We start from the raw sequence: 26,131 nt of genomic DNA on the forward strand, positions 1-26,131 counted from the left end.
TTTTAGGTTTTGTGGCGAAAAACTATTGCATTTATAAATCCCGAAGCTCTGTGTTAATCTGTTCCTTTTTGTGATATTGCTGATAGCTGTCGATGAGCTTTTTCAAATGCTCGAGCTGGTGATCATAGTCCATTAACTTAGCTGCTAAAGGTAAAAACTGCAATTGCTTGGACCGATCCTTCAATTGTGAGGTGTGATCAATTAACTCCTCAATCAGATTGGTCATATTCGATTCAAATGGCTGATGAACCTTTTCCTCGTGTTCCCGAATTTTCCCCATACACTTCATGATTAATTTTTCATGAGTATGCATCAAATAATCAATTTCCTGTACAAAACGATTCTTCATTTCTTTGGATAAATGCTCTAGCTCCTGATCGTAACGATGAAGTGTACGTAATACCTCTAATGATTTCTTCGCGCTATGAATCAGCTGACGAAATAACACAAGCTTTCGCGCGCGGCTGTAACGACTCCTTTTGGAATAAATTCGTTCCTCGGAATACAACAAATACGTATGATCAAGCTTCGTAATATCTTCTATCAGTTTTTTGATTTCATCCTTTAAGGCAGGCTGGTCCGATAGATTTCTTGATGTAATTCGAATCCATTGTAAAATTTCATTGGATGTATGTTCGATTTGTTTAAACAATTTAGTCTCATATTTCGGTGGCAAGAAGATTAGATTCACTAAGAAGGCAGCAATAATGCCAATGAATACGGATGAAAAACGGGTAAATGCAAATTCTACAAATGGCATATCCGTTGATTCCATTATGGCAATTACGGAAACAACAGCCAGCATGATAATTTCCTGTTTCATGCCAAACCCAATACAAATGGTGATGACGAGAATGATGGTAAACCCAATGATAAAAGGGTCATTCCCAAGTAAATAAACCATCAAAATAGCTGTAATAGCCCCTAATAGGTTAGCTTCCACCTGCTCAATAATGGTTTGAAACGAGCGATAAATAGAAGGCTGTATGGAAAAAACAGCTGCAATTCCTGCAAAAACAGCTGACGTGAAATCAAAAATAAGGGCAGTGTACATGGCGACAGCAACCGCTAATCCAGTTTTTAGGACTCTGGCACCTAATTTCATGAGTGAATCCTTCTTTCGTATAGATGTTATCAAGGATGTATTATAACTTATTTTTCAGGAAAAAGATTGTCTTTTCTTGCTATCTTAACGAAACTTAAACGAACTAGCAAAATTCGTGTTAAAAGTGAATGATGCGACCTATTAATAGTAAAATAGTTCGATATTTGTCGGTAAAAAACGAACTTTACATAATTTTAACTAAAACTTTACACCTATTTCACGAACAAATCATTGACCTCCCTTGTCCGGTTATCTACTATTAAAGTGAACCATTATTATTAGTCAAATAGGAGGGGAATCATGGGAGGAAGAATGTCGAAAAAGCTTTTTAGTATGCTGCTTATTTTTACGTTAGTTTTTGCGAATTTCTCGAATTTATGGGTGAGTTCGGTTCAGGCAGAAAGTGACGTAGCAGCGGAAGGTTTGTTTATTTCGGAATATATTGAGGGTTCGTCCTACAATAAGGCCATTGAGATCTTTAATGGCACAGGCCAAGCGGTAGATTTATCAGATTATAGTCTGGAGCTTTATAGTAATGGGGCTACAGAACCAAGTCAAACGTTAGCGTTGTCAGGTAGTGTTGCCCATGGCGATGTATTTGTGGCAGCACACACTAGTGCATCATCTGAGATTTTGAATGAAGCTGATGAGACCAATGGAGCGATTATTAACTTTAATGGTGATGATGCGTTTGTACTTAAAAAAGGTGGCATTGTACTAGATGTTATCGGCACTATTGGAGTAGATAGTGATTTTGCTAAGGATGTCACGATTGTTCGTAATTCTTCAGTAACAACTGGTACCGATTCTTATTCAGAATTGGAGTGGGATACTCATCCTAAGGACACTTTTGACAATTTAGGCAGTCATTCCATGGATGGCGTTACCAAACCAGATGACCCAGAAGACCCAACTGATCCTTCAGGGCCTGTGAGTATTGAAGATGCTAGACAGCAATCTTTAGGCTCAACAGTCACGGTTGAAGGAGTCGTTACAGCAGATAATGCAGCTATTGGGGGAGGAAGACTCTCAACTTACATACAAGATGATACAGCTGGAATTAATCTTTTTCATTTTGATTTAACAGGTTTCCCTGACCTACAAAAGGGTGATCAAGTAAAAGTAACAGGTACACTTGAAGAATATAACGGTTTATTAGAGGTTGTGCCTGCAAATGCGGAAAATGTGGAAGTGTTAAGTCAGGGTAACGAAATTCCACAGCCACAGGTAATTTCATTGGCTGACCTGCAGGATGAATCCGTTGCAGAACCATTAGAGGGTTCCATTGTAAAAGTAAACGGATATATTTCATCAATTCCATCTAGTCCTGCTGGTGGAGGATATAATATTTCCCTGATTGATAGCGATTTTAACGGCACAACACTTCGAGTGATGGAAGGTTCTTTAGATGTATCTGAGCTTGAGGAAGGGAAATGGTATGACATTACGGCGATTTTAAGTCAATACAATTCCTATCAAGTGATTCCGACTGAGGCAAGTGATATTACGTTGGCTGATGAACAGCCTGAGCCACCATCAGCAGTTGGTGAGTATACATCAACTGTTCGTTATGTGACAGATGGGGACACAATTCGCTTGGAAGAACCCGTTTTAGGCTCTGATCGTGTTCGTTTTGTCAATATTGATACGCCTGAGACGGATATGGGTTCAGCAAATGGGGCTCATGGAGAGAATCAGGATGAACATGGCGAAGCGGCTAAAACTCATTTGCAAACTCTATTGCAGCCAGGCGATGAAGTTACACTTAAAATTGGTGATGAACCAACAGATGATTACGGACGCTTGTTAGCACAGGTCATTAACAAAGATGGCGTCAATACCAACCTTGAGATGGTCAAACAAGGCTATGCTGTGACGTATTTTATTTGGCCATTTGGAGATGAAGCTGTTTATGACACTTATCAAGCGGCAGTAAAGGAAGCTAAGGATCAGGAAAGAGGTATTTGGAATCCGGATAATCCTTTATTGGAGCTACCTTTCGAATACCGGGCAATTTTAGAAGGTGGAGATTTTGATAAGTATGTTGGTAACTCTGAAACCAAGCAGTACGTTACTCCTGAGAAGTGGGAAGAGGTTCCGGTTGAGAAAAGGGTCTTTTTCTGGAATGAAAATGATGCGATTGAAGCTGGTTATACTGCAGTAGATGGTGGCGAACCAGGAGATCCTGGCGAGCCGGGTGAAGATCTTCTTTCTGTTCAATTGCTTAGCTTGAATGATTTGCACGGAAAAATTGATCAGGAATATGAGCTTGACCTTGATGGAGATGAGACGGTTGATGGGACATTTGGTCGTATGGACTATGTGTCTACGTACTTAAAGAACCGTGAACAAGAAAATCCGAACACATTAATGGTTCATGCAGGCGATATGATTGGTGGAAGTTCACCTGTATCAGCCTTATACCAGGATGAGCCAACTGTTGAAATCATGGAGGAAATCGGCTTTGATGTTGGAACTGTTGGAAACCATGAATTCGATGAAGGTACAGATGAGTTATTGCGCATGGTTGAGGGTGGAGAGCATCCTGAAGGCATAGGTACGGATGGCTATGATGGTATGAATTTTGACGTCCTTTGTGCGAACTGTGTGTATGAGGATAGTGGAGAGACGATTTTACCACCTTATGTGGTACAAGAGGTTGATGGAGAAAAAATCGGGTTTATTGGCGTGAACACCCAAGCATCTGCGGGTATGGTAATGCCAGAGGGAATTCAGGATATTAAATTTACAGATGAAGCTCAAGCAGTAAATGATGCAGCTAGTGAATTAAAATCACAGGGCATTGAATCCATTGTGGTATTAGCGCATATTCCGGCTACCCAGTCGGGATATACCTCTGCAACAGGTGAGGCTGCTGATTTGGCAAGAGCTGTGGACGATGAAGTTGATGTAATTTTTGCTGCTCATAATCACAAAGTCGTTGATGGGGTAGTAGATGATAAATTGATTGTGCAGGCCTCTGAATATGGAAAGGCCTTTGCTGATGTCGATGTTGAGATTGACCGTGCAACAGGGGATATTGTCAGCAAAGAGGCTGAAATTGTTTATGTTGATCAAAGTCAGGTGGAGCCGGATGCGGAAGTGACGGCAATTTTGGATAAGTATTCCTCTTTAATTGAGGATAAGATGAATGAAGTTCTCGGGTACAATGCAACCGATTTAACAGGTGACTATTCCAATGATGGTGACCATGGACTTGGGAATTTGATTGCAGATGGCATGAAATGGTCTATGGATAGTGACTTTGCCATGATGAATGGCGGGGGAATTCGTGATGATTTAGCCGCTGGCGAAGTTACGTGGGGTGACCTTTTCAATATTCAGCCATTCGGAAATGTGTTGATGACATTTGAGATTAAGGGTGCGGATTTATATCCAATCTTGAATGCACAGCTATCCCCTTTTTATGGACCGGATTATAGTATAAGTGGTTTTCACTATACGTGGAATCCAACTACGTCTGAGGTTGTGGATATAACGTTGCCAGATGGTACACCGATTGATGAGGATAAAACCTATACGTTAACCGTAAATAACTATATGGGCACGTCAGAAGGCAGTAAGTATAAGCCGATTGGTGAGCTAGGTCAAAACCCTGTCATGGGGCCGGTCGATGTTGATGCTTCTGTAGAGTTTGTGAAGAGCTTAAATAGTACAGAGTCTGATCCGTTTGAATATGGGCCTGAGGGAAGAATTACTGTCGCTGGTGAAGAAGAGGAGCCGGTTGAAGAAGTGACCATTTCTGAGGCGCGTGGGGCTGAGCTTGGTAGTGAAGTTCGCGTTGAAGGTGTTGTTACGTACGTGGATGGGGCAAACTACTACATTCAGGATGAAACAGCTGGTATTGTTGTTCGTTCCTTTAACTTAGAGGCTGAGATTGGTGACAAAATTCAAGCAACAGGTGCAACGAGTGAATACTATGAGCTTCTACAAATCGTGACAGAGGATGTAGAGGTTGTGGAGTCAGGTGTTGGAGAGTCTGAACCAGCTGTTATTGAATCCTCGGGAGTTAACGAAGATGTTGAAGGACAATTAGTGGAGCTTGAGGATGTAACGGTTCATTCTGTGAATGACTTTAACGAGTTTACAGCTGAGGATTTAGCAGGAGAATTTGTGATTGATTCGGATGATCATTTCGTAGATGCGGGTCAATTATATGAATCTGTTGTTGGTGTGGTCACCTACAGTTTTGGTGAGTACAAAGTGATTCCGCGCTCTGCTGAGGATGTGGTTGGATTAGCCTTTGTGAATAGCGAAGTGGGTGAAGAAGATTTAGCTGAAGTAACTAGTAAACTAGTAGAAAAAGCTGATGTGTTCGGTATTGACGCGGTAAAAGAAGTTTTACATGCTGACTTGTCTGAGGTTGTTGAAACGAAAGGAAACACCAAGCAACACGTAAAATCTGCCGTTAAACATATCACCAAATCACTAAATAAAATCCAAAAAGGCATAGGCAATACGAAAGTAGAAGAAAAGAAAATCAAGCATGAACTAAACAAAGTACTTTAACGCTTTAAAGGATATAGGGACAGACCCTCAGTCTTGTACAGCGTTAAAGGGGTGAAGAGTGCTGCCCGTGGGGTGGCGCTCTTTTTTTGGGTGGTAGAAGAGAGGGGTACTGTGTTTGTGGGGGGCGGGAATATACGATGTGGTGACTTGATTATGTGGGGTCTAGACTTGAATAATGGGTGTAGACCGAATTAAGGGTTAATGCGGCATAATTCTGATGATGTTTGACGTGAATACGAGCTCCTGTGGTTGGATTCTTTTATTAACTGACGGAAATCATCCATATGTTGACGTGATGCTATTTCTGCTTAAATAAGGTGACGGAAATCTATCATATGTTGACGTGATTCTGTATAGATCTTACTGAAATACCAGAAAAATAGACGGGATTGTAGCCGTAAATGACGTGAACCCTTATGCTGCCCCTTTATCGATGGAGGGTTTAAAAAGGAAGGCTAGAAAACAACCAATGTTTTCTAGCTTTCTCTTTAAAGTCGGTATATTATTTTTCGTATGGCGAGTGCTACTAACAAAAAAAGGGCTTTTGCAGTAAGATCTGCAAAAGCCAAAGAATGAAAACTAAAAAAGGAAGAAAGTTTGAGCTTGCTGTGAATGCCCAAACAAAAGGGTAAGAAAAGAACGAAAGATAAATCAATACAATTTTTCTGAATTGTAAGTACATTTTAGCATAGTTTACAGATCCAATCAATAAATATTCACAAAAATGTATAATTACTTTCGGAAATATTGCTATTGAATAGTTTCAACCCTTAATGCTATTCAATTTCAAAAAATCCCCTTCCATAACAGAGGAAAGGGAATGAATGAAAATTGTATATTACTTATTTTTACTCATTTCTTCAAATGCGTGATCAACTGCTTTCAACGTTTTATCAATGTCATCTTCTGTGTGTGCAATTGTTAAGAACCAAGCTTCATATTTAGAAGGAGCTAGGTTGATGCCTTGGTTTAGCATGAGTTTAAAGAAGGTACCAAACTGTTCTTGGTCTGTTGCTTCGGCTTGCTCGTAATTTTCCACTTTTTTGTTCGTGAAATAAAGGGTCAGCGCTCCTTTTAGACGATTAATAGAGATTTCAATTTGATGCTTTTCTGCATACTCTAACATGCCTTTTTCTAATTTGGCACCGAGCTGGTCAAGTTTGTCGTAAACTCCATCCTCTTGAAGAACCTCGAGACAAGCAATTCCGGCTGCCATGGATGCGGGATTTCCGGCCATGGTTCCTGCTTGATAGGCAGGGCCGAGCGGGGCAACTTGTTCCATAATATCAACACGTCCGCCGTACGCACCAATTGGAAGTCCACCACCGATGATTTTTCCAAGAGCCGTCATATCAGGTTCGATGTTTAACAGCTGCTGGGCACTTCCATAGGTGAAACGGAATCCAGTGATGACTTCATCGAAAATGAGTAGGGAGCCAGCATCATGGGTAAGCTTTTTCACTTCCTCTAAAAAGCCAGGTTTTGGTTCAACGATACCGAAGTTTCCTACAATAGGTTCAACGAGTACAGCTGCTACTTCATCGCCCCATTTTTCTAGAGCTTCTTTAAAGGGTTCAATTTCGTTGAATGGTACTGTGATAACTTCCTGTGCAATGGATGCTGGAACACCGGCAGAATCTGGTGTACCCAAAGTGGACGGACCAGAGCCAGCAGCAACAAGAACGAGATCAGAATGTCCGTGATAGCAGCCCGCAAACTTGATAATTTTCGTTTTGTTGGTGTAGGCGCGGGCCACGCGGATGGTGGTCATAACCGCTTCTGTACCAGAATTGACAAAACGGACTTTGTCCATGGATGGAATCGCATCCTTTAACATTTTAGCGAATTTATTTTCAAGCTTTGTTGGTGTGCCATATAAGGTTCCGTTATGAGCGGCTTGGGTAATCGCCTCTGCAATATGGGGGTGCCCATGTCCTGTAATAATTGGGCCGTATGCTCCTAAGTAGTCAATGTACTTATTCCCATCGACATCCCAAAAATAAGCCCCTTTTGCTTGCTCCATAAAAACGGGAGTGCCGCCACCAACTCCTTTATAGGCACGAGAAGGTGAGTTCACCCCGCCAACAATATGATCCTGTGCTTCTTTAAAAAGCACTTCTGAGTTTGTAAAATCCATATGTAAAACCTCCAATATATAATCCTTCATTATTGTAGCATAAATCCCCGCTTTAACGCTTTAACGGAGTTGGGGACAGACCCTCGTTGCTTTAACGCTTTAAAGAGCTGAGGGTCTGTCCCTCGTTGCTTTAAAGCATTAAAGGATAGGTTTACAGTTGTACTGGGGTGGATTACCATGGTTTTATAAATTTTGCACTTTTTGAAGTGGAATGGAACCTTTTTGATAGATGTGAAGTCTTAAGGATAGAAGGAGGGTGGACCGTGGAGGAGCGAGATGTTTGGTTAGCGCAAAAGGGAGATAAGGAAGCATTTACTCGCCTGATTACAGAGTGCCAGGATTCCTTGTATCGTGTGGCTAAAGGGATTTTAAGAGATGATGCAGATTGTGGGGATGCTATTCAAGAGGCGATTATGAAAAGCTATTATTCTATTCATACTTTAAAAGACCTGGGTGCCTTTAAAGCATGGATAACGAGGATTCTGATTCATAAATGCTATGACCTGTTGAAAAAACAAAAGCGTGTGGTACCCATGGAGTCGGTGGAGCTTTTGGCTGAAAATCGTGCGGAGCTGAAGCAGCATTATGAACTATTTGATGAGATTGCTAAGTTAAAAGAGAAACATCGAACAATCCTCATTCTTTTCTACTATGAGCAGTATTCGATTAAGGAAATTGCGGACATTTTGAAATTGCGTGAAGGAACAGTAAAGTCGAGGTTGAATCGGGCGCGTGCTAGTTTGGCAGATTTACTGAAGTTAGATGGGATAGAAAGGAGGAGGAAAGAAAGTGGATCACAAGAGAATTGATGAGGAATTGAGGCAGAGGGCTGAAAAAGAAGATATAAAAGTACCGTTTCATGTTGAGGAAAAAATCAAACAAACGTTTGTTCAATTGTCTGAAAGTCCTAGTAGAAAAGGTAATCACCGATTTTTCCCAGGAGCAAAATATTGGTTATGTGGAGTGGCTAGTGTCTTGTTTGCTGTGATTTTATTATCCTACTTTCAGGGGCAGAGTCCTTTTACAGATACCCCGTCTCAGCAACCTGGTGGAGAGGAAGTTAGTGCGGTATTTTCGGATGAAGATGATTTGCCTGTTGAGCTTGAGGATGCGGTGCAGTCTATGGTCAGGACACATATTTTGAGTAATACTCAGCTGTCCATTAATAAAGAAGATATTGAAATCATCACTTCTATAAAACAAGATGGCCGTTGGTATGTGATGAGTAAATATTACAATCAGGAGCAATTTATGGTCCCCTATATCCCTCTAATTGAAGTTAAATTTAGAGAAGATGGAAGTGTTGAGGGGAGAACACTTTCAATAAATCATACCATTCGAACGATAAATGATTATGATCATAAGTATATTGAAAATGAGGGTATTGGTTTTGGCACAGTCGCTGGACGTGATCTTGAATACATTGAAAAAGTACGTATTAAAACAGAAGATGAGACCTTTATTAGTCATCCTCATAATGGTGGGTTTATTTATAAAAGCAATACCGAACCAGAAAAAATTGAATTTATCGCAGACACAGGCAAGGTTATGAGAACGATGGAAACCTTTAATTTTGATGAACAGTATCCGTTAATATCGAAAGATGAAGGAAGCTTATCATTGCTCATTGTAGATGAGAATAAACAACAATTTGATTGGAAAGAATTCAATCAGAAGGTATTTGTAGAAAATGGCATTCGTCAAAATGTGAGTACTTCAAAAAGTGTAGATTCACTAGAATCAATCAATGAAAAATACAAGTTCCTAAACCTAGAAAAATCCCCAGCCTACGTCGTCTTTGATCACAAAGAAATGATCTACAAAACCTATAACCTAGAAGACCTCATCGAATTTCTAAAACAGCGTGAAGAAAAATAGCTTTACCACTTTAAAGCAACGGGGGACAGTCCCCAGCTGCGTTAAAGCATTAAAGTGATAAAATTTGTTCTTGACTTTTTGAGTTTTGGGTACTATCATAATAATCAAATAATTTTTCGTGACATGAAAATATTGGGTGTTGAAGAAGAAGAGTAGCTTTTGTTGATGCTGCAGAGAGCTGGTGGTCGCTGTGAACCAGTGCAAAAATAAAAGTGAATGGCCTTCTGAGCCTCCAAACCGAACTCCAGCTGGAAAGTAGGCTTTGGCGAAGATCTCATCGTTACAAGAGATAGGTATTGAAGCATTTTGGCGTAGATACCGAAAAGTGAATTGCATTTTGGCAATTAATAAAGGTGGTACCACGGGTTCCTCGTCCTTTGGATGAGGGGCCCTTTTTGTATATTTAGAGGGGCCGGCGACCAAAACAAAATCATGTAAAATGAACCAAATAATAAACAAAAAACCAACCCACAAAAACTAAATAACCGAAAATCAACGAGTAAGAGGAGTACGTGAATCTGAAATCATTACAGAGAGCTAGGGCATGGTGAGAGCCTAGTGTGATTGGATTTACCGAATGGACTTACGAGAGTTTTCCTGAACGAAAAGTAGTAGGGAAAAACGGTCTCCCCCGTTACAGGGATAGGGTATCAAAAGCGTACCTGAACTAAGAGGGATTCTACTGGCTATGTTTAAGCAAAAGCCTACGAATCCAATGCGAGGTGGCACCGCGGTTAACCGTCCTCCAATTGCACATATCAACTATGTGTGATTGGGGGATTTTTATTTTTAGCTAAAAAGGAGGTAACAAAGCTTGGACGTTCAAACGCAAACCAAATGTAAAGTCAAAGAAATGAAGGGCGACACCTTAACCCCGATATCAATTTTTCATCGATTAAAGGGTAGGAAGAAATTTTTACTAGAAAGCTCGCTCAAACACGAAAAGTCAGGCCGTTACTCATTTATAGGCAGTGACCCCTATTTAGAAATTAAGGGCACGGGACAGCATACCGAGTTAAACCAAACAAATGGCGAAACCGAGATTATCCAAGAAAACGTCATCGATACGATCCAAAAGCAAATCCAAACCAACACAAACCAGCTCCCCTTTCCTTTTTACGGCGGAGGAGTTGGCTATATCGGCTATGATGTCATTCGTCAATATGAACAAATTGGGATTACACCACCTGACGACTTACAAATGCCTGATGCCCATTTTCATTTTTACGAAAAGGTCGTGGTGATGGATCATCAGCTGCAACAAATTTATCTTGTAGTGATGAACCTCTCCAATACACTTACGGAAGACCAAATGGAAAACCAACTTGAGCAAATGGAAGTGCAATTAAAAACTCCATCACAACAGGAATTTAACTTAGAGCCTGTAAAAACAGGAACCTTCACCTCAAACCAAACAAAGCAAGCGTACGAGGAAAAGGTCAAAAAAATCAAGGGCCATATCAAACAGGGAGATGCCTTCCAGGTCGTTTTATCCCAACGACTTCAGGCTGAGTTTCGTGGGGACGCCTTTTCCTTCTACAGGAGTTTACGAACGTCCAACCCGTCTCCATATATGTTTTATCTCGATTTTGAAGATTATTTGATTTTAGGGGCATCACCAGAAAGCTTGATACAGGTACAAGGTAGCGAAATTCTAACAAATCCAATAGCGGGAACGAGAAAGCGCGGGGCAACTGAGCAAGAGGATAAGGAGCTTGAGGAGGAATTGCTGTCAGATGAAAAAGAACTAGCCGAACATCGAATGCTAGTGGACCTTGGACGAAACGATGTCGGAAAGGTTTCTGAAATTGGCAGTGTAGAAGTGACCAAATACATGACGATTGAGCGCTACAAACATGTGATGCACATCGTATCTGAGGTGAAAGGAACACTCCAACAAAACATCAGCAGTTTGGATGCGTTAGTTTCCTGCTTACCCGCTGGAACGGTTTCGGGGGCACCGAAAATTCGCGCCATGGAAATCCTCAATGACCTTGAGCCGTCAAAACGGGGAGCTTATTCAGGAGCAGTTGGATACATCAACGTCAATGGCGACCTCGATTTTGCACTCGCCATCCGCACAATGGTGATTAAAAATCATACCGCATATGTGCAAGCAGGTGCGGGAGTCGTGCTTGATTCGGTCCCTGAAAAGGAATATGAGGAGACCCTTCACAAAGCAAGGGCCTTACTGGAGGTGGAAGGATGATTTTGCTCATCGATAACTATGATTCTTTTACGTATAACCTATATCAATATCTTGGCGAATTAGGGAAAGAGGTTGAGGTCGTCCGGAATGACAAAATCAACGTGGACCAGATTCAACAACTTCAGCCAGAGGCGATTGTTTTATCACCAGGGCCAGGCTACCCACAGGATGCGGGGGCATGCATCGAGATCATCCAAACCTTTTACAAATCGATTCCCATCTTAGGGATTTGTCTTGGACACCAGGCGATTGGGGCAGCATTTGGCGCCACCATTACCCAGGCTAAACAAATGAAGCATGGGAAAACGTCTAAAATCAAGCACAACGGAGAAGAGCTGTTTCAATACTTTTCTGTTCCATTAGAGACCATGAGATATCACTCATTGGTAATTGACAGAAATACTCTCCCTGAGTCGTTCGACGTGCTGGCAACGGCACTGGATGATGGGGAGTTAATGGCCATCAGGCACAGGTCATATCCACTATTTGGCCTCCAATTTCATCCGGAATCAATTGGGACGGCAGCGGGAAAAAGCATCCTAAAAAATTACTTTGAACTTATTCGAAAGGAGCATGAACAAAATGAAAGCGTATCTTGAATCTTTATCAGCGGGTGACAATTTGACGATTACGGAAATGACTGAAGCAGCGGAGCATTTATTTGCCGACTCGGTTTCAGATAGTGAAATTGCGGCATTTTTAATGGGGTTAAAATTAAAAGGCGAAACACCTGAAGAGGTAGCAGGATTGGTTGAGGTGCTTAGACGTCACGCTCTTCCATTTTCCAAAGCCTACTCCGGTATTATCGATAACTGCGGTACAGGTGGGGACGGATCGCAAAGCTTTAACATTAGTACGACAACAGCGTTTGTTGTAGCTGGTGCAGGTGTGAAGGTGGCGAAACACGGCAACCGCAGTGTATCGAGTAAAACCGGTAGCGCGGATGTTCTAGAGTCCCTTGGAGTTTCGCTCGACTTTTCCCCAGAAGAGGTAGAGGACTTACTTGAGCATACGGGTATCGCCTTTTTATTTGCCCCACACGTTCATCCAAAGCTCAAGCAAATCATGAAGGTTCGAAAAGAATTGAAGGTGCCAACTGTTTTTAATTTAATTGGACCTTTGACCAATCCAGTTGAGCTAGAAACCCAGCTTTTAGGCATTAACCAACGGGACCGACTAGAGATGGTGGCAACTGCCTTGCATCAGCTAGGACGGAAACGGGCGATTGTTCTGAATGGGGCAGGGTATATGGATGAAGCTTCATTAGCTGGTGAAAATCATCTTGTGTTACTGGATGAGGGCGAAATCATTCCATTTACCCTTGAACCAGAGGAGCTTGGGCTTAATCGTTATCCACTAGAGGCGATTAAAGGGGGAAATGCTGATGAAAATGCCGGTATTTTATTACAAGTTTTAAAAGGGGAAGAAGGCGCTCCATATGAAACAGTTCTTCTAAATGCTGCGCTAACCTTGTTTGCCCATGGTAGTGTCGGAACCATTCGAGAAGGCGTTGAGGTAGCGAGGGAAAGCATCCAATCGGGAGCAGCTCTTGCCAAGTTAAATAAATTGATTGAAGTGAGCCAAAATCGTACGCGTGGAGTGAAGCAGGCATGACGACTATTTTAGACCGAATTTTAAAGGAAAAAGAAAAAGAGGTTGCACGACTGAAAAAGGAATACGTGGATACAGATCGGGGATTGGATGATCAGCACAGGTCATTGTATAACGCTTTTATGAATAGCAATCATTTAAATGTGATTTCGGAAATTAAAAGAGCATCCCCATCGAAAGGCGATATTGATGTGGGAGTCAATCCGGTTGAGCAGGCGAAGCAATATGTTGAGGCTGGTGCTGGCGCCATCTCGGTATTAACAGACACGCCATTTTTTAAAGGTACAATGGATGATTTACGTAAGGTGCGGGAAGTCGTGGATGTGCCAATTTTATGTAAGGATTTTATTATTGATACGATTCAGATTGATCGGGCTAAAGCTAGTGGAGCGGATGTGATTTTGCTTATTGCCAGTGCCCTTTCCCAAGCGGAATTGGATCAATTGTATCAATACGCCAAATCCAAACAGCTTGAGGTTCTATTTGAGGTTCATAATGAAGAAGAATTAGCGGTTGCGAAGGAGATAGGAGCGAATATCATTGGCATCAACAACCGTGATTTAAAGACCTTTGACGTACGTCTTGATGTAACCGAACAGCTGGCGGGCAGCATTACTTCACCAGATACATTAATCATTAGTGAAAGTGGATTTCGAACAGCGGACGATGCAGAGCGGATTGTCCAGACGGGGGCAAGAGGGATTTTAGTTGGAGAAACCTTAATGCGCTCAGACAACTTAGCCGAAGCATTGGCGAATTTTAAGGTTTCCTTAGTAGGTGAGCGGGCTTGAAGGTGAAAATTTGTGGAATACAAAATACGGAATCACTGCAGGCGGCTGTTGAGGCCGGCGCCGATTTTATCGGATTTATGTTTGCGGATAGTAAGCGGAGGATCTCAACTGAAAAAGCAAAGTTGCTAGCTGCATATGTCCCAACACAGGTGCAGAAGGTTGGGGTGTTTGTGAATCCGACGTTAAAAGAAGTTCTAGATGGCATTCAGCAGGTAGGCTTAAATTTTGTTCAGCTACATGGGGAGGAGTCGCCCGATTTTTGTCGGGAGATTCCAGTCCCTGTGATTAAAGCTTTTTCAATTAAAAATAGCGGTGACATTCAAAAAGCAAGCCAATATGATGTCGCCTATTACCTCTTTGACAGCCCAGGCGGAAAGTATCGGGGTGGAAGTGGGATGACGTTTGATTGGAGCTTACTGAAAGACGTCAATATCCCGCGTGAACAAGTGATTTTAGCAGGAGGGTTAAAGCCTGATAATATTCAGGCGGCCATTAGCGAGGTGAATCCTGCTATGGTGGATGTATCTAGTGGCGTGGAAATAGACGGTATGAAGGACCTAGAAAAAATCCAAATCTTTATTCAGCGAGCAAAAAAGGAGCGATGAACGATGACAATATATCAACAACCCGATGAGATGGGGCAATTTGGTTCATTTGGCGGACGTTATGTGCCAGAAACCTTAATGCAGGCTGTGATTGAGCTGGAAGAGGCTTATGAACAGGCGTTAAAGGATGAGGAGTTTCATAAACAATTAAACTACTATTTGAAGCAATACATTGGTCGGGAGAATCCTTTGTATTTTGCAGAAAATCTAACTCGAAAGCTACGTGGCCCGAAGATTTATTTGAAGCGGGAGGATTTGAACCATACAGGTGCCCATAAAATTAATAACACGATTGGGCAGGCGTTATTAGCAGTTCGTATGGGGAAACAAAAAATTGTGGCCGAGACTGGGGCTGGTCAGCATGGTGTAGCAACCGCAACAGTTTGTGCTCTCTTAAATTTAGACTGCGTCATTTTTATGGGCGAAGAGGATATTAGGCGTCAGAAACTGAACGTATTCCGAATGGAGCTGCTTGGTGCTAAGGTTGTCGGTGTTAATCAAGGAAGCGCTACGTTAAAGGATGCAGTCAATGAGGCGCTTAGGTATTGGGTCACCAATGTGGAGGATACCCATTATATTATCGGTTCTGTTTTAGGGCCTCATCCGTTTCCAAAAATGGTGCGCGACTTTCAAAGTGTGATAGGGAAGGAAACGAAGGAGCAATTTTTTGAAGCTGAACAACGACTTCCTGATGCGGTTGTGGCTTGTATTGGTGGCGGCAGTAACGCAATGGGGATGTTTTATCCATTTGTGCAGGATGAGGATGTGTCGTTATATGGAGTTGAAGCAGCTGGTGATGGTTTGGAAACTGATAAACACGCGGCCTCGTTAACGAAAGGGTCTGTGGGTTCTCTACATGGAGCGATGATGTATTTGCTACAGGATGATAATGGCCAAATTCAGGAGGCGCACTCCATTTCAGCAGGACTTGATTATCCTGGTGTTGGACCAGAGCATAGCTATTTGAAGGATATTGGCCGGGTTGAGTATACCTCGGTTACGGACGATGAGGCTATAGAGGGCTTTCAGCTTTTATGTAAAACAGAAGGGATCATTCCGGCGTTGGAAAGCTCTCATGCCGTGGCCTATGCGGTGGAACTGGCGAAGCAGATGTCACCTGAAGAGTCGATTGTCATTTGTTTATCAGGGCGTGGCGATAAAGACGTTGAAACGATTAAGGCAGCATTAGGAGGTGGAGAGCATGAGTAAACAGCGCTTAGAGCACGCATTTCAGCAGGTTGAGAAGTCAGGTGGTAAGGCTTTTGTTCCTTATATCATGGCTGGAGATGGAGGGCTTGAATCCTTGGAGGAAAAGATTCTCTTTTTAGCCGAATCAGGAGTTACCGCCATTGAGCTTGGGATTCCGTTTTCTGATCCTGTTGCAGATGGGCCAACGATTCAAGCAGCAGGGCAGCGGGCACTCGCGGAGGGAACTACGTTACGTAAGGTATTGGCATATTTGGAAGGAATCAAAGAAAAGGTTGATGTTCCTTTAATTCTCATGACGTATTTTAATCCAGTCTATCAATACGGTGTGGAAGCATTTAGCAAGGATGCGGGAGCTGCAGGTGTGAGCGGATTGATTATTCCAGATTTACCGGTAGAGCAGTCAGACATTGTCACACCGTTTTTGCGGCAGGAGGAGTTAGCGCTCATTCAGTTGGTGACGTTAATGAGCCCAGAGGAAAGAATCCGTAAAATAGCGGAGGCCTCAGAGGGATTTGTTTATGCAGTGACGGTGAATGGTATTACAGGAGCTCGTTCAGGTGTTAGTGAGCATTTAGGGAGCTACTTAAAACGGATTAAACAATATAGCCATGTACCTGTGCTCGCTGGCTTTGGGATCTCGAGTCCTGAGCATGTGCAGGATATTGGCTCTAAATGTGACGGCGTCATTGTCGGAAGTAAGATCATCTCCCTATGGGAAGAAGGCAAACAAGACGAAATCCATAACCTCATCAAAGCTAGCAACCCTTTAATACTTTAAAGCACCGGGGGACAGTCCCTTGATGTGGTAACGCGTTAATGCGGTGCATGAAAAAAAGCAAGTGGGCTTAGGCCCACTTGCTTTATCTTTTCATGGTTTCGCGTAATTCTTCTATGCTTTCTTCACTGCCTGTGACGATAAGTTGGTCACCGAGCTTGATTTCGGTATCCCCGTGTGGAATGAGAGACTCATTGCTTCGGAATATCCGAACAATGATGGCATCGCCAAGGAACGGAAATCTGCGTAATTCTACACCATCAAAGGCACTGTTTTCCATTTCAATCTCAACCAATCCTTCCTCTCTCGTTGTAAAGATATCTGCAACGTGAGGAGATTGAACCATAGCTTTCATCATTGCCTTAGTTGAGAAGAAGGAAGAGAACACATTGACATCGTATTCTTTTAACTCCTTACTTTTATCAGGAGATTCAATCCGGGTCACAATGTTTTCAATGCCCTGGTCATGAGCGTATTTCGAAATTTCAAAGTTACGTTCATCATTGTTCGTTGAAACAACTAAAATATCCGTTTCAAAGATGTTGTTTTTCTCCATTTCCTCAATTGAAAAGTCAGAAATTCCAATAACCCTAAATTTCGAGCGATCAACTTCCGTATTTAAGGTCTCGCTCTTTTTCGTATGGTAAAGACAAACGTCAAATTCCTGCTTATCAAGTTCATTTGATAATGGCAAGGTCAGCTGGTTTGCCCCCACAATTTTGACCATTTTCTTCTTGCTTGACACCTCTTGAAGTGGAAAGACCTTTTTAAATAGAATTGGTGTAATGATACATGCGACCACGGCTAATAAGATTAACGCTGAGGACATAACTGTATCAATAACGCCAATTCTTTCCCCAAGCTTAGCTGCTGCAACAACTAAAGAGAGTGTTGAAGTAAGCAAGAACCCTGATCCTAAAACCGTACGCCAGTCATACCAGCGCTTGAGGATTAAAATAGGGATGAGTTTCGATAAGAGTAAACCTACTAGTAGCAATGGGATTAAGATAAATACACTTGAATATTGAAAGAGCTCCCAAAGATCTAAATCGACCCCAACCATCACAAAGAAGATAGGAATAAGGAATCCGTATCCAAATGAGTCTAGCTGATGGATAATTTCCTTTTTGGGTGATAGCAAAGAAACAAGTACCCCAGCTAAAAATGCACCTAATATATTTTCTGCACCAAGCGATTCTGATAATCCGACTAAAACCATTAAAAGAGCAAAAATCGCTCTCGTTTCTATTTGGACTGTTCCTGTTGATAGAGAGGCGAAAAACGTATTATTTCTAAAGAATTTACCCCCGAAGTACAGGAGAACCCCCGCCACGAATAATAAGAGAAGTAGCCAGGTGTTTCCGCCTTCCTCGTGAAAGGACACGAAAACGGCTAACAAAATCATGGTGACCAAATCAGCTAAGACAGCTATGATCAATATGATTTGACCAATACCTGATTTCATAATTTCCGCTTCTTTTAAGGTCGGGACAACCACCCCTAGAGAAATCGTGGAAATGACAAGCGTCATAAAGAAGGTGTTCTCCACAAGACCCACGGCTTGTAATCCAAATGAAATTAAATAAGAAACAATTAGAATGAAAATAAAAATAACGGATGAAACCGCAAACCCATTTGGTTCGGTTTTTCCAGTAGATGTTTTCTTTCTATTTTTACCTTTATCGTTTTTGAAAACGGAAAAATCTATTTCAACCCCACTCAAAAACATCAGGAAGATAAAGCCTAATGTAGACAAAATGGTGATCCAGGGATCTGGTTCCACAAGGTCTAACCCACTTTTACCGATAATCAATCCAACGATGATTTCGGCCACGACAACAGGAATGATGTTAAGCTTGAACTTTTTCAAGATGATAGGTGTGATGAATGCGGCTAATAGTACAATAATTAACGATGTTACAGATGTGTGTTCCTCCATACGACCTTCCTTTCTATCTTAAAATACATGGGGCAATTACCCTTATAAAATTACGCTTAATCAGGAACTAAATATACAATAAATTTTTCTAAAAATAAAGCAATAAAAATCGCTTTACCACTTTAAAGCGGTGGGGGACAGTCCCCAGCTGCTTTAAAGTGGTAAAGTATCCTCGTATTTAATAGTATATTACCTCTTCATAATTTCCCCTAGTTAGGTGAATATATGCTTTATATTGCGCTCTGATTACTTCTATAGCGAGCTCGCATTGTTTGCATGTTTGCCCTTAGATTAGCATAAATTCAAATAGGTGATGCGAATGGTGATTTGGATTTCTGCGGCGTTGATTTTATACATTATGGCATCAAGCCTTTACACATACTTTAAGCGGAAGGAACAGATTCGAGGGAGGTTTTCCTTTGATCAGTTTTATATATTGGTCATTATCTACTTAACAGTGATGATTGGCTTTGGCCTTTTTTATTTTCTCCTCTCTCAAAAAGGGATTCCGCTATTAAATGAAGGCTATTTACAAGGTACTTCACAGCTCGATCGCTTAGGACATGCTATCTATTTTAGTGGCGTGACGTTGATGACGATTGGTTATGGGGACATTACCCCGATTGGAATTGGTAAATTTATTGCGCTATTGGAGGCCATGCTAGGGTATGTTTTGCCAGCTGCTTTTTTTGTACGTGTTCTACGCGATTCCCAATATGAAGAAAACAACATCAAACATTTGAATAATTTGCCAAACTCCGATACGCTAAAGGAAAAGAAGAGATGGAGGGATGGCATTGACAATTGAAATAGGCAAGCAAGCACCAGATTTTGAATTACCAGCAAGCAATGGTGAACAAGTTAAACTATCTGATTTCCGTGGAAAAAACGTGGTCGTCTATTTCTATCCGAAAGATATGACCCCAGGCTGTACGACTGAGGCTTGTGATTTCCGTGACCATCACGAGAGCTTTGCAGAGCTTGATGCGGTCATTCTTGGGATAAGCCCTGATCCAATCGATCGTCATGAAAAGTTTATTGAAAAGCATGATTTGCCATTTTTGCTATTGGCAGATGAGGATCACAAAGTAGCTGAGCAATTTGATGCCTGGAAGCTGAAGAAAAACTTCGGAAAAGAATACATGGGCATTGAGCGTTCGACCTTTGTCATTGATAAGGAAGGAAAAATCGCGAAAGAGTGGCGAAAGGTGAAGGTGAAAGGGCACGTGGAAGAGGCGTTGCAGTTTATTAAGGAAGAGCTTTAAGTAATGAGGCTTCTGGATGGGATTTCATCTAGGAGCTTTTTTTATGGAGGTGCGGTTGTGGCGCTGTTGGTATTATCGTTTGTGATTCGCGCCCACCGGTGTTATTTAGCAAATCAAGCCCTTTATTAAGCAAAAGTTGTTTATACTTTAGCATGTAAATCTGCAACTTTAGCAAAGTGAAATGAAACTTCAGCAAATGCTCTCATCTTCAGCAAAATCAACACATACTATAGCATTTACCCCTTAATCTTTAGCACTCGACCTCCAGCACCCCGAAGCCTCTAAAATAAAGCTAACCATTTTTCCGATTCTGCACCTCAATACGAACAACCAAATAAACCACACCCAGAAAGCCAATTCCGCCAAAAATTATGGCTACAATCCCTTTAGTTGATGGGTCGAAATTCACTAAACTCAAAATAAAACTAATACTGACCACTATTAAAAATAACCAATGATAATGTTTATTCAAGAAAGCCTTCACAACGGTCCCCTCCATAAAATTCTCTAATTCTTATCCTATTAAAATAAGCAAAACGGACAAGGTAAAAATAGATAGCACCGTTGAAAGCAAAATCATTTTAGGTGCTCGGTCGACCATAACTCCATATTTCTCCGCAAAGACATTCACGAGAGCTCCAATTGGTAATGCAGATAGGATGAGTGCGACGGTTGCCCAAAGCTCATCAAGGGAAAATACATATAAAATGAGCAATCCCATGACAACTGGCATCAAAATCAATTTCAATCCAATGATTACGCCTATCTCCCCACTTGAAATAAAACCATTCGATGTTCCTGCATTTCGACTTAACAATCCCAAGCCTAATGCAAATAAAGCCGTCGGTCCAGCAGCAGAACCTAATATATCAGCAAAAACCTGTATTGGATTGGGAACCGTGATTTGTAATGACGAAATGACCACACCGAGTATAAGGGATAGGTTAATTGGATTTAGAAAAATACCCTTACCGATTTGAGTCATTAACGGAACTAACTTTTTCGTGTCACCTTTTGCATTTGACAGTTCAAAAATTAAAATAACCAACGTAATGATGACAATATCATATGTAAAGGTGGCGATGGCCGCGGGCACAGCTGCTTCCTGTCCAAACGCCGCAACGACAAAAGGGATGCCTAAAAAACCAGTATTGCCGTAAGAGGCTGCCATACCATGAAGTGCTATATTAGGGGATTTTTTCTTAAAGACTTTGCGTACCACTATCATAGCACCAAAAAAACAAATCAAGGTCACGACAAAATTTAACCGTATAAAGGTCCAGTTTGTTATTTGCTCAATTGGGGTCGTGGATAGGGAGAAAAATAATAAGGCTGGTAACGCAAAATAATAGACAAAGTGATTTAAGGATTGAGCTCCTGAGACCGAAACTAATTGAAAGCGTCCTGCTAAATAACCACATAGGATGATTGCGAAGATGGGGATGACGGCATTAATGATGATTTGCACTGTAAAACCTCGCTTTCTTGCACCGAAAAGATAAGCTAGTAAATATAAATAGTTTACTAGAAATAGTATGACATCACCATTATATAGTAGAAACACAGCCTTAATGAAATTATAAAGATAAGAAAAATTTGATAATAATTTTACAGATACAAATTTATATATATATTAAGGAATGCAATGGCAGCTAAAATTAGGTATGCTTGTAATAAAGAATTTGGTTTGTTCTGGAGGTCAGAAAATGAACATTCTAACCACATGTAAAGTGAAATCACGCATACAAGAAAAGCTACTACAATCTTTTCCCGATGTTACCTTTCAGTTTTGTACTGATATAGAAACAGCGGAAGCCTATTTAGGAAATGCGGACATTCTTATTACATATGGAGGAGATTTATTAGAGGAGCATATTCAAAAAGCTTCAAACTTGAAATGGATCATGGTTTTATCTGCAGGTGTGGATCAATTGCCGTTTCAAGCGATAAAGGAACGCTCCATTATCGTTACGAACGCTAGGGGAATTCATGGAGTCCCAATGTCGGAGTATGCGATATCGATGGTGTTACAGGTGTCAAGGAACTCCAAAACACTATGGGAAAATGAACGGAATCATACATGGGATCAAAAGGTAAAGATGAATGAAATCAATGGTAAAACTTTGCTAATCGTTGGGGCAGGAGCCATTGGTGAAGAGGTGGCACGGTTGGCCAAAGCGTTCCGGATGAGAACGATTGGAGTATCGAGAAGCGGCAGACCTATTGATTATTTTGATGAATGTATAAAAGTCGATGCGTTAACCGCAAAGCTACCCGATGCCGATGTTGTCATTTCTATTTTGCCTAGTACACCAGAGACGAAAAATTTATTTCGAAAAGAGCAGTTTGATGCCATGAAGGATGATGGGGTCTTTCTAAATATGGGAAGAGGGGATGTGGTGAATGAGTCGGACCTAACGGAGGCGTTGCAAAAGCGCAGCATTGCACACGCTGTGTTGGATGTATTTCAAGAGGAACCGTTGCCAGACAAACATCCATTTTGGGATATGGAGAGTGTAACCATAACGCCGCACATATCCGGCGTATCTCAGCCTTATCAGCATCGAGCCATGGAAATATTTGAACAGAATCTAAAGAAATACTTACATAATGAAAAAAATCTTATCAATGTCATTGATCCAAACAGGGGGTATTAAGAATGAGAATATACACTAGATCTGGAGACAAAGGAACAACTTCACTCATTTATGGACAGCGGGTTCCGAAAAATGATGCTCGTGTGGAGGCGTATGGAACATGTGATGAAGCCAATTCCAATATCGGCCTTGCTTTGAGCTATTTAGAGGGGGAAAGCTTTGAAGGTAAGGATGATTTCCTAGCCTTTATGCACCGCGTTCAAACGATTCTTTTTCACGTTGGGGCAGAGCTGGCTACACCCGAAGGCAAGGAGGTTATGTGGAAGCTGAAAAAAGAACACATTCAGGAATTAGAGGAGCGTATTGATGAGTGGGATCAGCATCTAACGCCTTTAAAAAACTTCATATTGCCATCTGGTCACAAGGCTTCTGCGGCCTTACATCTAGCTAGAACCGTGACCCGACGTGCGGAACGGGTTGCAACAGCTATTGACGATCAATCTGAGGGTGAAAATTTGGTGAATGCCTATCTCAATCGACTTTCCGATTTGTTATTTGTGGCGGCCAGATACGTAAATGAAAAATGCGGTGGGACTGAAACACCTTTAAAAACGGATGTCTAAGGGGCGGTAAAATGTTCATTTATTGACAAAGGAGATTTGAAGGCGGTAAACTATTTATAAAGATTATAATGTAATAATCATTCATCTCTTTGTTAAGATTTGATAAAAAGTACGTGTATGAACAAATACTAAGATTGAAAGAGAGGTGCATGACGGTGTCAGATCAACTCCACGAGGCACTGGAAATGTTAAGAGAGTCTGGCGTTCGTATAACACCACAGCGTCATGCAGTGTTGGAATTCTTAATTCAATCAGAGAAACATCCGACTGCTGATGACATTTATAAAGCGCTTGAGGGGAAATTTCCGAACATGAGTGTCGCCACTGTTTACAATAATTTGCGCGTATTTCGTGAAATTGGCTTAGTACGTGAATTAACCTATGGGGATTCTTCAAGTCGATTTGATTGTAATACGTCAGATCACTATCATGTTATCTGTGATAAGTGCGGCAAAATTGTGGATTTTCATTACCCAAGCTTAGAAGAGGTTGAATCCATAGCAGAACAGATTACAGGTTTTGATGTTAGTCATCATCGGATGGAAGTGTACGGTACATGTGATAGCTGTAAACCAGTAACTAGCCACTAAAGATTAAAGCTAGGCTCTAAAATGGGTCTAGCTTTTGTTGTAGTTGGAACAATCGTCAAAAAATCCCCCTGTCCATGTTTTGACAGGGGGATTTTCTATTGCTCCAATTCTTTTTGATGCTTTTTAGAATTATATCGTTCATCAAACTCTTTACCTTCTAAAGAACGGTCCATTGTTAAAGGCTGGCGGCAGTGCATACAAGCATCAACTCGTCCAAGCATTTTGGTTTGTTTTTCACAGGATGGACAGGTGACAACAACTGCCTTGGTCGATAGCATTCCGATCCAAAAGTAAACGACTGTACTAAAAATAATAGCAATGACCCCAAGCATCATGAGTGTCACCATAGCCCATTCGGTTCCCTTAAAGAAGAGCCCTAAGTACATTAAAATCATGCCAGCAAAAATTAAACCAAGTGCAAAACCGCGTATTTTATTAATTTTATTTTTATATTGAAGTGCCATTATAGTCCTCCTTTTCCTATTGAAGTATAGCATAATTATACGTGAAGTTATTCATATGAAAAAAGGATTTTATATTTTCGTGTAGAATTCTTTTTAGTACATTAGTTTTGTGGAGGCGTATGATTATGGAAGACTTATTAAGACCTATTTACCAAGAAAGAGCAAGCCATTCAAATACATTAGGCATTTTAGTCGTGGAAAAAGAAAAGCCGGTTAGTCCGATTACCGATAATTTTGATGTGATTCTATTTATTGTCGTTCGTGATGCAGATGATCCTTGGTTCATTAAGCATTATGAATTTGAAGATAAACGTGCGGCCATGCACATAGTAGATGAAAAACAGTTACGTCATTGGATTGATACGAGCGGGTACAGAAGAGTAATGGAATGGTTGTTAATTGGAAAGGTTATATTTGATCGTAATGAGTATATGGAAAATCTCAAGGAAGAACTCCGTGAATTTCCAGAAGATAAAAGAGGACTAAGAAAAGTTATTGAGTTTGCAAAATTAGTTCGTTCTTATAAAGAGTGCCGTTCTTTATATGATGCACAGCACTATTTAGACTCATTCAGTCAAATGGTGCGGTCACTTCATTATCTAGCGAGATTAGCTGTTATTGAAAAAGGACTACATCCTGAAGTCACGGTTTGGAAGCAAGTAAAACAAATTGAGCCTGAAATCTATAAATTATATGAAGAATTAACCCAAAGTAATGAAGTAACGGAAAAGCGAGTGGAGTTAATGTTACTGGCTAGTGAATTTATGATTAATTCGAGAGCTAAGAAATGCTCCCATTATTTATTAGATGTAATGATTAAAAAAGAAAGCTGGTCAATTGGAGAATTAAAGAACCACCCAGATGTACAGCCCTATGCTTTGGATTTAAGTGCACTATTAGAGTATTTGGTGGAACGGGATATTGTTGAGGTTGTAAAAGAAGAAACAAAAGGGAAAAATATATATCATCGAAAATATCGAGTATAGGAAGTAAAGAGTATTTTTTGGAACGTTTATTAGGCTAGGTGCATAGTTATATTAGCGTGAGTTAATCATAGGCTATGCTGAGATATGAATAGGTGGAACATAGTAAAAGGGTTTCCTTAGGGATTCATTGTTCATATATAATGAAGAGGAATCCCTCTTGTTTTGGTTAATTAGGGAGAGACGATACAAAATATGAATGTAGGATGCTTGATAAAAGGGAAGATCTTTTTTATTGTTAGACCTATTAAAGTTTTTTCTAAAAAAGTATTGACCAAACTTAAATGTCCGTGGTATATTATTACCTGTCGCTCAAGAGCGGTGTTAACAAATCCAACACCAAAAAATGGTGCTTGAAATGATGTAAAGATTCATGTTACATTAATATTCGTTGTGAGAAACGCAGCTAAAGAGATTTTAAAAAAGTGTTGACGTTAAGTTGACGGCATGATATGATAATTAAGTCGCTATTTTGAAAGGCGGCAACATTCGAACCTTGAAAACTGAACAAACCAACCAGTACGTCAATTCGCTATTTTAATAGCAATTTGATTTAATTATGAGCTTTTTGGATTTTAAACATCCAATACTATTTTGGAGAGTTTGATCTTGGCTCAGGACGAACGCTGGCGGCGTGCCTAATACATGCAAGTCGAGCGCGGGAAGCTAACTGAACCCTTCGGGGTGACGTTAGTGGAACGAGCGGCGGACGGGTGAGTAACACGTGGGCAACCTGCCTGTAAGACTGGGATAACTCCGGGAAACCGGGGCTAATACCGGATAACACTTTGAACTGCATGGTTCGAAGATGAAAGGCGGC

The 26,131-nt window shown here is 41.1% G+C and carries 22 protein-coding genes, 1 rRNA gene and 2 other annotated features; of the genes, 17 read left to right on the forward strand and 6 right to left on the reverse strand.

The window, feature by feature from the left end; all coding sequences use genetic code 11:
* Positions 1-31: 31 nt before the first annotated feature.
* Positions 32-1,105, reverse strand: coding sequence for an FUSC family protein (locus GH754_RS14590; RefSeq protein ID WP_153729414.1), 1,074 nt, complete (start codon positions 1,103-1,105; stop codon positions 32-34).
* A 300-nt stretch (positions 1,106-1,405) separates the two neighbouring features.
* Between GH754_RS14590 and GH754_RS14595 the strand changes: the two genes are divergently transcribed.
* Positions 1,406-5,635 (forward strand): 5'-nucleotidase C-terminal domain-containing protein, encoded by a 4,230-nt coding sequence (locus tag GH754_RS14595; protein ID WP_228550275.1) that lies wholly within the window; start codon positions 1,406-1,408, stop codon positions 5,633-5,635.
* An 838-nt stretch (positions 5,636-6,473) separates the two neighbouring features.
* On the opposite strand, the gene GH754_RS14600 is transcribed toward GH754_RS14595, so the two are convergent.
* Positions 6,474-7,772 carry a glutamate-1-semialdehyde 2,1-aminomutase gene (locus GH754_RS14600; protein ID WP_153729415.1) on the reverse strand — a complete coding sequence of 433 codons (1,299 nt, stop codon included), beginning with the start codon at positions 7,770-7,772 and terminating at the stop codon, positions 6,474-6,476.
* A 263-nt stretch (positions 7,773-8,035) separates the two neighbouring features.
* Between GH754_RS14600 and GH754_RS14605 the strand changes: the two genes are divergently transcribed.
* The 9 genes from GH754_RS14605 to trpA all read left to right on the forward strand — a co-directional run bounded on the left by GH754_RS14605 (position 8,036) and on the right by trpA (position 16,853).
* Positions 8,036-8,581: a sigma-70 family RNA polymerase sigma factor gene (locus GH754_RS14605; protein ID WP_153729416.1), complete on the forward strand. Its 546-nt coding sequence runs from the start codon at positions 8,036-8,038 to the stop codon at positions 8,579-8,581.
* Complete coding sequence (locus GH754_RS14610) at positions 8,562-9,650, forward strand: hypothetical protein (RefSeq protein WP_153729417.1); 1,089 nt, start codon at positions 8,562-8,564, stop codon at positions 9,648-9,650. The genes GH754_RS14605 and GH754_RS14610 overlap by 20 nt, the downstream gene beginning before the upstream one ends.
* Positions 9,651-9,780: 130 nt before the next feature.
* Positions 9,781-10,031 (forward strand) — a binding site (T-box leader).
* 105 nt (positions 10,032-10,136) lie between these two features.
* Positions 10,137-10,399, forward strand: a binding site (T-box leader).
* Positions 10,400-10,503: 104 nt separating this feature from the next.
* Positions 10,504-11,859 (forward strand): anthranilate synthase component I, encoded by a 1,356-nt coding sequence (gene trpE / locus GH754_RS14615; RefSeq protein WP_153729450.1) that lies wholly within the window; start codon positions 10,504-10,506, stop codon positions 11,857-11,859.
* Entirely contained in the window at positions 11,856-12,458 is a 603-nt protein-coding gene (locus tag GH754_RS14620) for an anthranilate synthase component II (RefSeq protein WP_153729418.1), read from the forward strand. Before trpE ends, GH754_RS14620 begins: the two co-directional genes overlap by 4 nt.
* Positions 12,442-13,473: an anthranilate phosphoribosyltransferase gene (gene trpD, locus GH754_RS14625; protein WP_153729419.1), complete on the forward strand. Its 1,032-nt coding sequence runs from the start codon at positions 12,442-12,444 to the stop codon at positions 13,471-13,473. Before GH754_RS14620 ends, trpD begins: the two co-directional genes overlap by 17 nt.
* Positions 13,470-14,261, forward strand: coding sequence for an indole-3-glycerol phosphate synthase TrpC (gene trpC, locus GH754_RS14630; protein WP_153729420.1), 792 nt, complete (start codon positions 13,470-13,472; stop codon positions 14,259-14,261). The genes trpD and trpC overlap by 4 nt, the downstream gene beginning before the upstream one ends.
* A gap of 2 nt (positions 14,262-14,263) precedes the next feature.
* Positions 14,264-14,866 (forward strand): phosphoribosylanthranilate isomerase, encoded by a 603-nt coding sequence (locus GH754_RS14635; RefSeq protein ID WP_323742044.1) that lies wholly within the window; start codon positions 14,264-14,266, stop codon positions 14,864-14,866.
* Between the two features lie 3 nt (positions 14,867-14,869).
* Positions 14,870-16,075: a tryptophan synthase subunit beta gene (gene trpB, locus GH754_RS14640; protein WP_153729422.1), complete on the forward strand. Its 1,206-nt coding sequence runs from the start codon at positions 14,870-14,872 to the stop codon at positions 16,073-16,075.
* Positions 16,068-16,853: a tryptophan synthase subunit alpha gene (gene trpA / locus GH754_RS14645; RefSeq protein WP_153729423.1), complete on the forward strand. Its 786-nt coding sequence runs from the start codon at positions 16,068-16,070 to the stop codon at positions 16,851-16,853. Before trpB ends, trpA begins: the two co-directional genes overlap by 8 nt.
* Positions 16,854-16,935: 82 nt before the next feature.
* Here the strand turns inward: trpA and GH754_RS14650 are convergent, their stop codons facing one another.
* Positions 16,936-18,789: a monovalent cation:proton antiporter family protein gene (locus GH754_RS14650; protein WP_153729424.1), complete on the reverse strand. Its 1,854-nt coding sequence runs from the start codon at positions 18,787-18,789 to the stop codon at positions 16,936-16,938.
* A gap of 319 nt (positions 18,790-19,108) precedes the next feature.
* Here GH754_RS14650 and GH754_RS14655 point away from each other — a divergent pair, with 319 nt between their 5' ends.
* Together GH754_RS14655 and bcp are read left to right on the forward strand one after the other, a co-directional pair.
* Positions 19,109-19,597 (forward strand): potassium channel family protein, encoded by a 489-nt coding sequence (locus GH754_RS14655; protein WP_153729425.1) that lies wholly within the window; start codon positions 19,109-19,111, stop codon positions 19,595-19,597.
* Positions 19,587-20,054, forward strand: coding sequence for a thioredoxin-dependent thiol peroxidase (gene bcp, locus GH754_RS14660; RefSeq protein WP_153729426.1), 468 nt, complete (start codon positions 19,587-19,589; stop codon positions 20,052-20,054). The genes GH754_RS14655 and bcp overlap by 11 nt, the downstream gene beginning before the upstream one ends.
* Positions 20,055-20,346: 292 nt before the next feature.
* On the opposite strand, the gene GH754_RS14665 is transcribed toward bcp, so the two are convergent.
* Complete coding sequence (locus GH754_RS14665) at positions 20,347-20,538, reverse strand: hypothetical protein (protein ID WP_153729427.1); 192 nt, start codon at positions 20,536-20,538, stop codon at positions 20,347-20,349.
* A gap of 30 nt (positions 20,539-20,568) precedes the next feature.
* Complete coding sequence (locus GH754_RS19990; RefSeq protein WP_153729428.1) at positions 20,569-21,522, reverse strand: AEC family transporter; 954 nt, start codon at positions 21,520-21,522, stop codon at positions 20,569-20,571.
* Between the two features lie 238 nt (positions 21,523-21,760).
* Here GH754_RS19990 and GH754_RS14675 point away from each other — a divergent pair, with 238 nt between their 5' ends.
* The 3 genes from GH754_RS14675 to perR all read left to right on the forward strand — a co-directional run bounded on the left by GH754_RS14675 (position 21,761) and on the right by perR (position 23,864).
* The gene (locus GH754_RS14675; protein ID WP_153729429.1) at positions 21,761-22,711 is read left to right on the forward strand and encodes a D-2-hydroxyacid dehydrogenase; all 951 of its coding nucleotides are present in this window, start codon (positions 21,761-21,763) and stop codon (positions 22,709-22,711) included.
* Between the two features lie 2 nt (positions 22,712-22,713).
* The gene (locus GH754_RS14680; RefSeq protein WP_153729430.1) at positions 22,714-23,274 is read left to right on the forward strand and encodes a cob(I)yrinic acid a,c-diamide adenosyltransferase; all 561 of its coding nucleotides are present in this window, start codon (positions 22,714-22,716) and stop codon (positions 23,272-23,274) included.
* A gap of 149 nt (positions 23,275-23,423) precedes the next feature.
* Positions 23,424-23,864, forward strand: a complete 441-nt coding sequence (gene perR / locus GH754_RS14685) for a peroxide-responsive transcriptional repressor PerR (protein WP_153729431.1) — start codon at positions 23,424-23,426, stop codon at positions 23,862-23,864.
* Positions 23,865-23,959: 95 nt separating this feature from the next.
* Here perR and GH754_RS14690 read toward each other — a convergent pair whose 3' ends face one another.
* Positions 23,960-24,328: a YgzB family protein gene (locus tag GH754_RS14690; RefSeq protein ID WP_153729432.1), complete on the reverse strand. Its 369-nt coding sequence runs from the start codon at positions 24,326-24,328 to the stop codon at positions 23,960-23,962.
* 125 nt (positions 24,329-24,453) lie between these two features.
* On the opposite strand from GH754_RS14690, the gene GH754_RS14695 reads away from it, so the two are divergent.
* The gene (locus GH754_RS14695; RefSeq protein ID WP_153729433.1) at positions 24,454-25,314 is read left to right on the forward strand and encodes a nucleotidyltransferase-like protein; all 861 of its coding nucleotides are present in this window, start codon (positions 24,454-24,456) and stop codon (positions 25,312-25,314) included.
* 588 nt (positions 25,315-25,902) lie between these two features.
* Positions 25,903-26,131 (forward strand): 16S ribosomal RNA (locus tag GH754_RS14700); the annotation flags it as partial.

Origin of the sequence: Salinibacillus xinjiangensis (genome assembly GCF_009649735.1) — a bacterium.
Lineage (GTDB): Bacteria > Bacillota > Bacilli > Bacillales > Alkalibacillaceae > Salinibacillus > Salinibacillus xinjiangensis.